Annotated in this window: 8 protein-coding genes and 2 tRNA genes; 4 read left to right on the forward strand and 6 right to left on the reverse strand. The window is 66.1% G+C overall.

Annotated elements, in window-relative coordinates; all coding sequences use genetic code 11:
- Positions 1 to 37: 37 nt before the first annotated feature.
- The 5 genes from FHT02_RS01190 to FHT02_RS01210 form a co-directional block, all read right to left on the reverse strand.
- On the reverse strand, positions 38 to 913 hold the full coding sequence (locus FHT02_RS01190) for an acyl-CoA thioesterase (RefSeq protein WP_184083406.1): 876 nt from the start codon (positions 911 to 913) through the stop codon (positions 38 to 40).
- Entirely contained in the window at positions 913 to 2,010 is a 1,098-nt protein-coding gene (locus tag FHT02_RS01195) for an acyl-CoA dehydrogenase family protein (RefSeq protein ID WP_184083407.1), read from the reverse strand. The genes FHT02_RS01190 and FHT02_RS01195 overlap by 1 nt, the downstream gene beginning before the upstream one ends.
- Before the next feature lie 11 nt (positions 2,011 to 2,021).
- Positions 2,022 to 3,173 carry an acyl-CoA dehydrogenase family protein gene (locus tag FHT02_RS01200; RefSeq protein ID WP_184083409.1) on the reverse strand — a complete coding sequence of 384 codons (1,152 nt, stop codon included), beginning with the start codon at positions 3,171 to 3,173 and terminating at the stop codon, positions 2,022 to 2,024.
- Positions 3,174 to 3,535: 362 nt separating this feature from the next.
- Positions 3,536 to 5,563: a 3-hydroxyacyl-CoA dehydrogenase NAD-binding domain-containing protein gene (locus FHT02_RS01205; protein WP_184083411.1), complete on the reverse strand. Its 2,028-nt coding sequence runs from the start codon at positions 5,561 to 5,563 to the stop codon at positions 3,536 to 3,538.
- Between the two features lie 295 nt (positions 5,564 to 5,858).
- Positions 5,859 to 7,082, reverse strand: a complete 1,224-nt coding sequence (locus FHT02_RS01210; RefSeq protein ID WP_184083412.1) for a serine hydrolase domain-containing protein — start codon at positions 7,080 to 7,082, stop codon at positions 5,859 to 5,861.
- A 164-nt stretch (positions 7,083 to 7,246) separates the two neighbouring features.
- On the opposite strand from FHT02_RS01210, the gene FHT02_RS01215 reads away from it, so the two are divergent.
- Complete coding sequence (locus FHT02_RS01215; protein WP_246352125.1) at positions 7,247 to 8,986, forward strand: class I adenylate-forming enzyme family protein; 1,740 nt, start codon at positions 7,247 to 7,249, stop codon at positions 8,984 to 8,986.
- Here FHT02_RS01215 and FHT02_RS01220 read toward each other — a convergent pair.
- Entirely contained in the window at positions 8,983 to 10,443 is a 1,461-nt protein-coding gene (locus tag FHT02_RS01220) for an FGGY family carbohydrate kinase (RefSeq protein WP_184083414.1), read from the reverse strand. The genes FHT02_RS01215 and FHT02_RS01220 overlap by 4 nt on opposite strands.
- A gap of 68 nt (positions 10,444 to 10,511) precedes the next feature.
- On the opposite strand from FHT02_RS01220, the gene FHT02_RS01225 reads away from it, so the two are divergent.
- The 3 genes from FHT02_RS01225 (at position 10,512) to FHT02_RS01235 (ending at position 12,041) form a co-directional block, all read left to right on the forward strand.
- Positions 10,512 to 11,744, forward strand: a complete 1,233-nt coding sequence (locus FHT02_RS01225; protein ID WP_425506402.1) for an AI-2E family transporter — start codon at positions 10,512 to 10,514, stop codon at positions 11,742 to 11,744.
- A 46-nt stretch (positions 11,745 to 11,790) separates the two neighbouring features.
- Positions 11,791 to 11,867, forward strand: a tRNA-Asp gene (locus tag FHT02_RS01230).
- Between the two features lie 97 nt (positions 11,868 to 11,964).
- Positions 11,965 to 12,041: transfer RNA gene (locus FHT02_RS01235), tRNA-Asp, on the forward strand.
- The last annotated feature ends 133 nt before the right edge of the window (positions 12,042 to 12,174 follow it).

A 12,174-nucleotide genomic window follows, 5' to 3' on the forward strand; every position in this document is an offset into this window, starting at 1 on the left:
TCGCTTAAATCAATAGGTTAGATCGCTTCTTTCGATCTTATCTTAGGTTACTAGCACGGATCAGGCCTTCTTGCGCGACGCTGGCGACCAGCTTGCCGCGGCGCGTGTAGAAGCGGCCCCGGTTGAAGCCGCGGGTCTGGCCGGCCCAGGGGCTATCGGTGGTGTAAAGCAGCCATTCGTCGGCACGGAACGGCGCGTGCAGCCAGACGGCATGGTCGAGGCTGGCGGTCTGCACCTCGCCGGTCAGCCAGCTGGCGCCATGGGGAAGCAGGCTGGTGCCGAGCAGCGTCATGTCGCTGGCATAAGCGAGCACGGCGCGGTGCAGCGCGGGATCGTCGGGCAGGGGGGCGACGGTCCGCAGCCAGCTGTGCTGGACCGGATCGGCAGGAGCGGGAGCGAACCAGTTGCGGGGGGTGACCGGACGGACTTCGATGGGGCGGGCGCGCAGAAAGAAGCGGCGGAGCTTATCGGGCACCTGATCGCGCAGCTCCTCGCGCAATTCCGCCTCGGAGCGGAGTTCGTCGGGGCCGGGGACGTCGGGCATTGGCGACTGGTGGTCGAACCCCTCCGCCCGGCGCTGGAAGCTGGCGGTGAGGGTGAGGATCGGCAAGTCGTTCTGGAGCGCGACGACGCGGCGGGTGGCGAAGCTGCGCCCATCGAAGTCGCGGTGGACGCGGTACAGGATCGGATGATCCTCGCTGCCCGGGCGCATGAAGTAGCAATGGAGCGAGTGGGCGGGCTTGTCGGCCTCGACGGAATGCTGGGCGGCCTGAAGCGCCTGGGCGACGACCTGGCCGCCGAAGACGCGGCCGACGCCGCCGGGCTGGCGCGCGCCGCGGTAGAGATCGGGCTCGAGCTGATCGAGGGCGAGCAGCGTCGTGAGCTGGGCGACGAGGGCGGCGGCGTCCTCCATCAATAGCCTGCGGCCTGGGCGAGCGCGTCGGCGTGGAAGTTGGTGTCACCAAAAAGCTCGGCGAGCACGCGGGCACGCTTCATGTAGAAGCCGAGGTCATATTCGTCGGTCATGCCGATGCCGCCGTGCATCTGGATGCCCTCTTGCACCGCCAGGGTGGTGGCGAGGCCGGTCATTGCCTTGGCGAGGGCGACGGCCTGGGCCGCGTTTTCGCCGGTGTCGAGCAGTTGCTGCGCCTTGAGGACGGCGGCGCGGGCGACTTCGAGTTCGCTGTAGAGGTGGGCGGCGCGGTGCTGGAGCGCCTGGAAGCTGCCGATGACGGCGCCGAACTGCTTGCGCTGCTTCAAATAGCCGATGGTCATGTCAAGCGTGGCCCCGCCGACACCGACCAGCTCGGCCGAGGCGCCGGTGCGGGCGGCGGCGAGCAGGCGGGTGAGGGCGGCGTCGCCTTCGCCGATCACCGCGTCGGCATCGACCTGGACGCCGTCGAAGGTGAGGCGGGCGGCGATCGAGGAATCGGCGAGGCGTTCGGGATCGGCGGTCAGGCCGGTGGCGCTGGCCGGAACCGCGAAGAGAGCCGTCCCGGCGTCGGTCTGCGCGGCGACGAGGAGCAGGTCGGCGGCATGGCCGTGGTGGACGAACTGCTTGGAGCCGGTCAGGCGGTAGCCGTTGCCGGCGCGCTCGGCCTTCAGGGTGATCCGGGCATTGTGCTTGCGGCCTTCGTCGATCGCGAGCGCGGCGACGGCCTTGCCGGCGAGGATGCCGGGGAACCAGCGGTCCGCCTGCGCGGTGCCCTTCAGCGCCTCGACCGCCGCGATGGCGGTGGTGAGGAAAGGCGAGGGGGACAAGTTGCGACCGATTTCCTCCAGGACGATCCCCGCTTCGACATGGCCGAGGCCAAGGCCGCCCTGGGCTTCGGGGATGAGGATGCCGGTGAAGCCCAGCGTGGCGAATTCGCGCCACAGGTCGCGGCTGAAGCCGGTGGTGTCGTTCGCGTCGCGCAGGCTGCGCAGGTGCGAGACCGGGGCATGCTCGGCGACGAAGTCGCGGGCGGTGTCGCGGAGCAGGCTCTGGTCGTCGGTGTGGTAGAGGGGCATGCGCGGGCTCCTTAGGACGGCAGATCGAGGATGCGCTTGGCGATGATGTTGAGCTGGATCTCGCTCGTCCCGCCTTCGATCGAATTGGCTTTGGTGCGCAGCCAGGTGCGGGCGGCGGCGCCACCGTGCGAGCGCTCGCTTTCCCATTCGAGCGCGTCGGAGCCGCCGGCGGCCATGAGCAGCTCGTGGCGCGTCTTGTTCAGCTCGGTGCCGTAATATTTCATCATCGAAGGCTGGGCGGGATGGGCGTGGCCTGCCTTGAGTTCGTCGATAAAGCGTTCGGACATGGCCTTGAACGCCTGGGACCGGACCTGGAATAAAGCGATCTGCGCGCGCAGCAGCGGGTCTGCGCCTTTCCGCGCGGCGTCCAGAAGCGGGTCAGACCCGGCGCCGAGGCCCATGCCCGAGATCATCTCGCGTTCGTGGCCGAGCAAATATTTGGCGACGTCCCAACCCTTGTTGAGTTCGCCGACCAGGTTCGCCTTGGGCACCTTCACATTGTCGAAAAAGGTTTCGCAGAAAGGCGAGTTGCCGCTGATCAGCAGGATCGGCTTGATGCTGACGCCTTCGCTGGCCATGTCGAACAGGACGAAGCTGATGCCGCCCTGCTTGCTGCTCTTGTCCGTGCGGACGAGGCAGAAGATCCAGTCCGCCTTGTCGGCGTAGCTGGTCCAGACTTTCTGGCCGTTGACGATGAAGTGGTCACCGGCATCCTCGGCGCTGGTCTGGAGGCCGGCGAGGTCGGAGCCGGCATTGGGTTCGCTATAGCCCTGGCACCAGCGGATTTCGCCGCGAGCGATCTTGGGGAGGTGTTCTAGCTTCTGTTCCTCGGTGGCGTATTTGAGCAGCGCGGGGCCAAGCATCGAGATGCCGAAGCTGTTGAGCGGGTTGCGGGCGCGGATCCGGGCGAGTTCTTCGCGCAGGATCTTGGTTTCGCCTGGGGTGAGGCCGCCGCCGCCATATTGTGTCGGCCAGTCGGGAACGGTCCAGCCGCGCTCTGCCATGCGGTCCAGCCAGAGCTTCTGGTCTGGATGCGCGTACTCCGGGTTACGGCCACCCCAGGTGGCGTCCTTCTCGCTGCGCATCGGGGTGCGCATGGTGGGGGGGCAGTTTTCTTCCAGCCAGGTTCGGGTTTCTTGGCGGAACTGGTCCAGGTCGCTCATGGCTGGGTTCCTTTTGGTGCACGCGAAGGCGCGAAGACGCGAAGGTTTTTGAAGAAGAAGTGAGAGGTTCGCGCAGAGGCGCGGAGGCGCAGAGAGGGGTGGCGCGCGGCGGCTGCATGTGCCGCGTCAGCGGCCATATGTGCTTTCAACGTTCGGAATTGAGGGCCGCTGGCGCCGCGAAGACTGTATCTCCGCGCCTCTGCGCCTCTGCGCGAACCTCTGTCTTCTTCGCGGCTTCGCGCCTTCGCGTGAACCATTCTGGCATCCTCTCCAAAGGATAGAGGGGTGGGGTCGGGAGTGCATTGCTCCGAACCCTCACCCCGGCCCTCTCCCGCAGGCGGTAAAGGGAGTAGGTTGGTGACTTACTTGCTGAACTTCTCGTTCTTTTCCGCTTTTTTGCGGAGGAGCGGGGCGACCTCGAAGCCATATTTCTCAAGGCCTTCGACGATCTTCTTCAGGCCTTCCTGGTCGGCCCAGTACATGGGGCCACCCTTATAGGGAGGCCAGCCATAGCCATAGACCCAGACGACATCGATGTCGGAGGCGCGCTGGGCCATGCCTTCCTCCAGGATCTTCGCGCCTTCGTTCACCATGGTGTAGAAGGTGCGGACCATGATCTCCTCTTCGGTGATATCATGGGTCGTGGCGCCCAACTTGCCGCGCCATTCCTCGATCAGCTCGGCGACGCGCGCGCTGTTCGAGGGGGTGCGCTTCTCGTCATAGTCGTAATAGCCCGCACCCTTTTTCTGGCCCCAGCGATCCTCGGCGGCGAGGGCGTCGCGGATATTCTCGATGCGGGTCGGATCGCGGTGCCAGCCGATGTCGACGCCGGCGAGGTCGGCCATCTGGAACGGCCCCATCGGCATGCCGAAGGCGACATGGACCTTGTCGATCTGCTCGGGCGTGGCGCCTTCCATGAGCAGGTGATTGGCCTCGACCTGGCGCGGCATCAGCATGCGGTTGCCGATGAAGCCATAGCAGACGCCGGCGATGACCGCGGTCTTCCGGATCTTCTTGGAGAGCGCCATTGCCGTGGCGAGCACGTCGTCGGCGGTCTTGGCGCCGCGGACGATCTCGAGGAGCTTCATGATGTTGGCCGGCGAGAAGAAGTGCAGGCCGAGCACGTCCTGCGGGCGGCTGGTCGCGGCGGCAATCTCGTCGACGTTCAGATAGCTGGTGTTGGAGGCGAGGATCGCGCCGGGCTTGGCGATCTTGTCGAGGCGGCCGAACACGTCCTTCTTGACGTCCATGCTCTCATATACGGCTTCGATGATGAGGTCGCACTCTGCGAGATCGTCGAAGTTCAGAGTGGGTTTGAGGATGCCCATCGCGCCTTCGACCTGCTCGGTCGTCATCTTGCCCTTGGACGCAGTCGCTTCATAATTCTTGCGAATGGTGGCAGTGCCACGGTCGAGCGCGTCCTGTGCCATCTCCACGATGGTTACCGGAATGCCGGCCGAGAGGAAGTTCATGCTGATACCGCCGCCCATCGTGCCGGCGCCGATCACGCCGACGCGATTGATCGGGCGCAGCTGCACGTCCTCGGCGATGCCATCGATCTTGGACGCCTTACGCTCGGCAAAGAAGACGTGGCGCAGCGCCGCCGACTGCTTGCCCATGATGAGCTTCATGAAGCCCATGCGCTCAGCCTGGACACCCTCGCCATAAGGCTTACCGGCGGTCTGCTCGATCAGGTCGATGATCGTGGCCGGGGCGTCGAGCCCACGGAAGCGCTTGGCGTTGGTTTTGCGGAAGGTTTCGAAGACAGCCGTGTCGACCGTGACTGGCCGCTCACTGGAGCGTGAGACCGGCTGGCCGATAACTTCCTGAGCATATGCAATGGCTTCGGCAAGGAGGTTGCCTTCGGTTGCGAGCTTGTCGACCAGCCCGACCTGCTGTGCCTGGGTGGCGGAGATCGGATCGCCCTTGGTGGCGAGTTCGAGCGCAGTCTCAACACCGGCGACACGTGGCATACGCTGGGTACCCCCGGCGCCGGGGAGGATGCCAAGCTTCACTTCGGGAAGACCGAACTTCGCGCTGGGCACGGCGATGCGGTAGTGCGAGGCGAGCGCCACTTCGCAGCCGCCGCCGAGCGCGGTGCCGTGGATCGCTGCAATCACCGGCTTGTCGAGTGCTTCGATTTGGTCGACCAGAGTGGGGAGCGCGGGCTCCTGCATGCCCTTGGTGAACTCAGTGATGTCGGCGCCGGCAAAGAAGGTCTTGCCGGCGCAGGTGATGATGACGGCCTTGATGCTGTCGTCGTTCTTCGCCTCTTCGATCCCGGCTTGAAGGCCCTGGCGCACGGCGTTGCTGAGCGCGTTCACCGGGGGATTGTCGGAGGTGAGGATGAGGATGTCACCCTGTCGGCTGGTGGTCATGGGGGAGGTCATTGTTGGTCTCCGTTATGGTGTCACGCGCTGCGCGTGCTGAAGAAGTGATTCGGGTTCACGCGAAGGCGCGAAGTTAAGAAGAAGTGAGAGGTTCGCGCAGAGGCGCGGAGGCGCAGAGAGGCAGTTCGCTCGGTTAGCGAGCGTGCCGCGTCAGCGGCAGGATGATCGGCGCGGTGCGTTGTTGAGGGCCGCTGGCGCGGCGAGGGATCCATCTCTGCACCTCTCCGCCTCTGCGCGGCCCGCTTGCTTCTTTGCGCCTTCGCGCCTTCGCGTGAAATCAGAAGATCGCGGAGCATCATGACAGCGCCGAATAAATCATCGTCTTGAGCTCGCGGCGGACCGGGTAGCGCATCGATGGGGTGAATTGAGTCATGAAGACCATGGAGATCCGCTCCACCGGATCGACGAAGAAGGCGGTCGAGAACATGCCGCCCCAATAATAGTCACCCACCGAGCCGGGGACGAGGGTCTGTGCGACATCGGTGGTGACGGCAAAGCCCAGCCCGAAGCCGGTGCCGGACAGGCTGGCTTCGTTGAACAGGCCGCGCGCGCAGCCCGTCAGGTCGCCGCCGGTGGGCAAGTGGTTCATCGTCATCAGCGCGATGGTTTTGGGGCTGACCAGCCGGACTCCGTCGAGTTCGCCACCGTTGAGGCAAAGCGTGGCGAAGCGATGATAGTCGAGCGCCGAGGAGACGAGGCCGCCGCCGCCCGAAAGCAGGCGGGGCATGCGAGCCCAGGCCGAGTCCGCACCGGCATCATAGACGAAGGGCTTGCCGGTCTTCTCGTCCACGGCCCAGCAGTCGGCGAGGCGGTCCAGCTTGTCGGCGGGCACCTGAAAGAAGGTGTCGTGCATGCCGAGGGGCATGAAGATGCGGTCATACAGAAAACGGTCGAGCGTGGTGCCGGAGACGCGCTCGATCGCTGCGCCGAGCACGTCGGTGGCGACCGAGTAGGTCCAGGCGGTGCCAGGGGAATATTCGAGCGGCAGCTTGGCCAGTTCGGCGATAAAGCCGTCCAGCGTCAGATTGTCGTGCCAACGCTCCATGCGCGTTGCACGGTAAGCGGCGTCGACCGGGGTCTGCTCCTGGAAACCATAGGTGAGACCGGCGGTGTGGCGGAGCAGATCGACCATGCGCATCGGCTGGTCGGTCGGCCGAGTTTCGAACGGGGTGCCGTTACCGCCGCCGGTGTATACGCCGACGCCCTTGAGCTCAGGCAGGACGTGGTGGACGGGGGTGTCCAGCGCGACACGGCCTTCCTCGACCAGCATCATGAAGGCGAGGCTGGTGATCGGCTTGGTCATCGAGGCGATGCGGAACAGCGTGCCTTCGTCCACCGTCGCGCCACCGTCACGTGCGGGGCCTTGGTGCGAGAAATGGACGATCTCGCCTTCGCGGGCGATCAGTAGCTGGACGTGCGGGAAGCGGCCCGAGTCGAGATAGCGACTGCGCAGGAACGCGTCGATCCGGGCGAGCCGTTCGGCGGAGAATCCGTAGCGTCCGTGCGGTGGCTGCTGCATTCGGCCGGCATACCTCTTGTTCGAATAACGATGCGGCACCTTCTTGCGGGTGCCATGCTCCTATTGCCTTGAGCGGCGCGTGAATCAACTCTAACCTTGCGTCCTGGCATTGGGCCGGAGAGTCCAAACCCGAAGTTCAGAAAACGACCCACGGGAGAGAATGCTTGGGCAATGAAGCGATCGTGCCGCTGGACCCGCAATGGCCGCGGCTGTCCCTGGCGCAGGCGCAGGGGCTGCTGACCGCGCCCGGTGCGCCGTTCGAGATGGAAAGCGTGGACATTCGCGGAGTTCCAACCCGAGTGTGGAAGAACGCGCCGCCGTCGCTGCGGGTGATCACCCAGCTGGTGCGCGCCTATGGCATGCGCGACTTCACGGTGTACGAAGGTGAGCGAGTCAGCTTCGAAGCGAATTATCGCGCGACCTGCCACATCGCGCGGCGGCTGGTGGCGCTGGGGGTGGGCAAGGGCGACCGAGTCGCGCTGGCGATGCGCAATCTGCCCGAATGGCCGGCGATCTTCTTTGCCGCGGCGAGCATTGGCGCGATCGTAGTGCCTCTCAACGCGTGGTGGACCGGGAGCGAGATCGACTATGCGGTGCGGGACTCGGGCGCGAAGATCCTGTTCGTCGACGGCGAGCGGGACGCGCGGCTGAAGGATTGCTACGGCGACTGGCCAGCGTTGGAAGCAGTGGTGGTAAGCCGCGGCGCCGGCCCGAGCGCGGTTCGGCTGGAGGACTGGCTGGGCGGTGCAAACGATTGGGCGGGGCTCGACGATGTCGGGCTGCCCGAGGTCGAAGTGGCGCCCGACGATGATGTCACGATCTTCTACACCAGCGGAACGACGGGCAGCCCCAAGGGGGCGCTAGGAACGCATCGGAATCTGATCACCAACGTGCTGTCGAGTGGTTATTGCGCGGCGCGGACCACCTTGCGGCGGGGCGAGACTCCGGCATCGCCGCCCGAACCCAAGCGCGGCTTGCTGGTGATCCCGCTGTTCCACGTCACCGCGTGCAGCGCCAGCCTGATGGGCGCGGTGGTGACGGGGTCGACGCTGTACTTCATGCGGAAATGGGACGCAGCGCAGGCGATGGACCTGATCCAGCGGGAGCGCATCCAGTTGACCGGCGGCGTGCCGACGATCGCCTGGCAGCTGCTGGAGCATCCCGAGCGGGAGCAGTACGACCTCTCCAGCCTGGAGAGCGTGAGCTATGGCGGGGCACCCTCCGCGCCCGAGCTGGTGAAGCGCATTCGCGAGGCGTTCGGCGCGCAGCCCGGCAATGGCTGGGGCATGACCGAGACGATGGCCACGGTGACGCTGCACAGCGGCGAGGAGTATCTGGCGCGGCCGACCAGCGCGGGGCCGCCGGTGCCGGTCGCCGACCTGAAGATCATGGATGCCGACGGAAAGGTCGAGCTGCCGGTCGGCGAAGTGGGCGAGCTGTGGGCGCGCGGGCCCATGATCGTGAAGGGCTATTGGAACAAGCCCGAGGCGACGGCGGAGACGTTTGTCGACGGCTGGGTGCGGACCGGTGATCTCGCGCGGCTGGACGAGGAGGGGTATCTCTACATCGTCGACCGGGCCAAGGACATGGTGATCCGCGGGGGCGAGAACATCTATTCGTCCGAGGTGGAGAACGTCCTCTACGCGCATCCGGCGGTGACCGACTGCGCGCTGATCGGGCTGCCGCACCGGGTGTTGGGCGAGGAGCCCGCCGCGGTGGTCCACCTGGCGCCGGGCGCGCAGGCGGGCGAGGCGGAACTGCAGGATTGGGTGCGGGCGCGGCTGGCGGCGTTCAAGGTGCCGGTGGCGATCCGCTTTGTGAGCGAGGTGCTGCCGCGCAACGCGCAGGGCAAGATCCTGAAGCGCGAACTGCATGCGCTGTTCGCAGAGGAGGCGGCGGCTTAGGCGAGGACCTGTTCGACGGCGCGCTTCCAGCCGGCCAGGCGCCCGTCGCGCGTGGCGGCGTCGAGCTGCGGTTCGAAACTGGTGCACGAACCGCGCATCTGTGCGGCGTCTTCCAGGTCGGTGAAGATCCCGCAGCCGATCCCGGCGAGCATCGCAGCGCCCAGTGCAGTGGTTTCGGTGAAGGCGGGACGGTCGACGGGGATGCCGAGGATGTCGGCGAGGTCCTGGGCGATCCAGTCGTTGGCGACCATGCCGCCATCGATGCGTAGGCGCGACCAATCGGCGCCGTCGGCGGCGAAGGCGGTCTTCAGGTCGTGGCTCTGGTGCGCCATCGCCTCGAGTGCGGCGCGGACGATGTGGGCGCGGGTGGTGCTGAAGGTCATGCCCGAGAGCGCCGCGCGGGCTTCGGGCTCCCACCAGGGGGCTCCGAGGCCGCTGAGCGCGGGGACGAGATAGACGCCGCCGCTGCCGGGCACCGAGCGGGCGATGGCGTCGGTCTCTGGCGCGGTGGCGACGAGGCCGATCGAGTCGCGCAGCCACTGGATCAGGCTGCCGGCGACGAACACCGATCCTTCGATCGCGTAGGTGCGGCGGCCATTCAACTGCCAGAGCACGGTGGCGAGCAGGCGGTGCTTGGAGGTTGGCGGGGTGGTGCCCGCGTTGGTGAGGACGAACGCGCCGGTGCCGAAGGTGCCCTTGGTGTCGCCGCGGGAGAGGCAGGCCTGGCCAATCGTCGCGGCCTGCTGGTCGCCGGCGAGGCCGCAGATCGGGATCTCGCCACCAAACAAGGTGGTGGTGCCGAAGCGGCCGGCGCAGTCGACGATCTCGGGCAGCGCTTCGCGGGGCGCGGAGAACATGTCGAGCAGGCTGTCGTTCCAGCCGCCGCTGCCGAGCCCCATGAGCAGCGTGCGCGAGGCGTTGGTGGCGTCCGTTACGTGAAGGCCCCCTGTCAGCTTCCACACCAGCCAGCTTTCCACCGTGCCGATCGCCAGCCGGTCGCCCGCCTCACGAAGCTGGGGCCAGTGCCGCATCGCCCAGGCGATCTTGGTGCCGGAGAAATACGGGTCGAGCCGCAGTCCGGTGCGGGCGTGGAGCGCGGCTTCCTCGCCGGCGTCGCGCCATTCGCGGCAGAGCGCGGCGGTGCGGCGGTCCTGCCAGACGATGGCGGGGGCTAGGGGCTCGCCGGTCTGCTTGTCCCAGAAGACCACGGTTTCGCGCTGGTTGGTGATGCCGATCGCGGCGAATGCCTGGGCACCGCCGCAGCGTTCCACCATCGTGCGTGCGCAGGCGAAGGACCGCTCCCAGATTTCCCCGGCGTCATGCTCGACCAGTCCGGGACCGGGATAATGTTGAATGAGGTCGGCGGATTCGCTGCCCAGGCACGCGCCCGAGGGTTCGAACACCATTGCCCGCGTGGAAGTGGTGCCTTCGTCGATGACCAGCAGCAATTTGCCCATGGCGCCACGGTAGCCGGGATTACAGGCGGTGCAAATCGCGCTAGGGTTGGCGTTCAGAAGGAGGACCGGTGAACGAACAATCCAGCGTGTTGGGTAGTGGCGACGGGGGCGTGCCGCCGTCCACGCCGCGCGAGCCGATCCTTGCGCCCGAGCCCAAGGAGACGACGGGCGATGGCATGAAGCGCGATCGGCTGATGGCGTCACTGACGCTGATCGCTGGTACCGGGCTGTTGCTGGCGCTGCCGTTCGCGTTGCAAGCGGGGTCGAGCTTCTTCCTGCCGCTCACCGCCGCGATCGTCATCGCGGTTGCGCTCGTCCCGTTGCTGGAATGGCTGGAGCGGCACCGCGCGCCGGCGCCGCTGGCCGCGTTTCTGTGCGTGCTGATCTTCCTTATCGCGGCAAACGTGGCGCTGGCGTCGATCGTGGTTCCGGCGACCGAGTGGGTGCGCGGGCTGCCCGAGAAGATCCCGCAGATCCAAAGCAACCTGCAACCGCTGATCGACCTGTATTCCAACCTCGACAAGTTCGTGAACCACACGCTGATGAATTTCGCCAACGAGCCCATGCGCAGGCCGGCGGTCACGGCGGCGACTCCGCCCAGGTCGTTGTTGGACCTGTTCGCGACCTCGGCACCATCTGCGATCATCGAAAGCTTCTTCGCGATCCTGGTGATCTATTTCTTCCTGTCGGGTTGGACGCGGCTGCGGCGCAACGCGATCACCAGCCGGTCGAGCTTTGGCGGGGCGATGGCGACCGCGCGCGTGATCCAGGACGTGGTGGACGATACCTCGGCCTATCTGGGTACGATCACGCTGATCAACGCGATGCTGGGACTAATCGTTTCGGGCGCGCTGTGGTTCATGGGGATGCCCAGCCCGCTGATGTGGGGCGGCATCGTCGCGCTGCTGAACTATATCCCTTATTTCGGCCCCATCTTCGCGGCGTTCCTGCTGGCGATGGGCGGACTGATGACCTTTTCGGACCTGTGGTGGGCGCTGATGCCGGCAGTGATCATGATCGGCGCGCATCTGGTGGAGGCCAATGCCGTCACGCCGTTGATCGTGGGACATCGGCTGACGATCAGCCCGATCCTGATCCTGATCTCGCTGAGCTTCTGGGGCTGGGTGTGGGGCACCACCGGCGCGCTGCTGGCGGTGCCGCTGCTGATCATCATCCAGACCGTGCTGCGCGCCGCAGGCAAGCCCGACATCGCCGGTTTCCTGTTCGAACACGGTACTTTGGTGCACGATCCCGCCGACCCGCGGGCGAACTGGCGAAATAGTCGCGACCAATCCGGTTGACAGTGCAAAAAGGCGCGGCTAGTGCCCGCCTCCTCGCTTGGATCAAGCGGGTGTAGCTCAGTTGGTTAGAGCGCCGGCCTGTCACGCCGGAGGTCGCGGGTTCGAGCCCCGTCACTCGCGCCATCCTCTTCGCTAAGAAGAGTGTGGTGTTTGATCCAGACTCCATCTTTGCCGACCTTGGCAGGCGTTCACGCCATCGGGTCTGCATCGCTTGGGATATGCGGGTGTAGCTCAGTTGGTTAGAGCGCCGGCCTGTCACGCCGGAGGTCGCGGGTTCGAGCCCCGTCACTCGCGCCATGCGCCTCGATTGCAGAGCGCAGGCAATTCTTCACCCCAAAACTTTGATTTATGCGCTGGCGCCCATAGCGCGCTACCCAGCAAAAGCGCAGTTCAGTTGCGTTCCGAGCTTTGATTAGGGCGTTCGTTGCAG

It is taken from the genome of Sphingomonas xinjiangensis, assembly GCF_014199255.1.
Classification (GTDB): domain Bacteria; phylum Pseudomonadota; class Alphaproteobacteria; order Sphingomonadales; family Sphingomonadaceae; genus Sphingomonas; species Sphingomonas xinjiangensis.

Coding starts and splice junctions, on each gene's coding strand:
- FHT02_RS01195 (WP_184083407.1), bottom strand. CDS start 2,010: ATGCCCCTCTACCACACCGACGACCAGAGCCTGCTCCGCGACACCGCC.
- FHT02_RS01210 (WP_184083412.1), bottom strand. CDS start 7,082: ATGCAGCAGCCACCGCACGGACGCTACGGATTCTCCGCCGAACGGCTC.
- FHT02_RS01200 (WP_184083409.1), bottom strand. CDS start 3,173: ATGAGCGACCTGGACCAGTTCCGCCAAGAAACCCGAACCTGGCTGGAA.
- FHT02_RS01205 (WP_184083411.1), bottom strand. CDS start 5,563: ATGACCTCCCCCATGACCACCAGCCGACAGGGTGACATCCTCATCCTC.
- FHT02_RS01190 (WP_184083406.1), bottom strand. CDS start 913: ATGGAGGACGCCGCCGCCCTCGTCGCCCAGCTCACGACGCTGCTCGCC.
- FHT02_RS01220 (WP_184083414.1), bottom strand. CDS start 10,443: ATGGGCAAATTGCTGCTGGTCATCGACGAAGGCACCACTTCCACGCGG.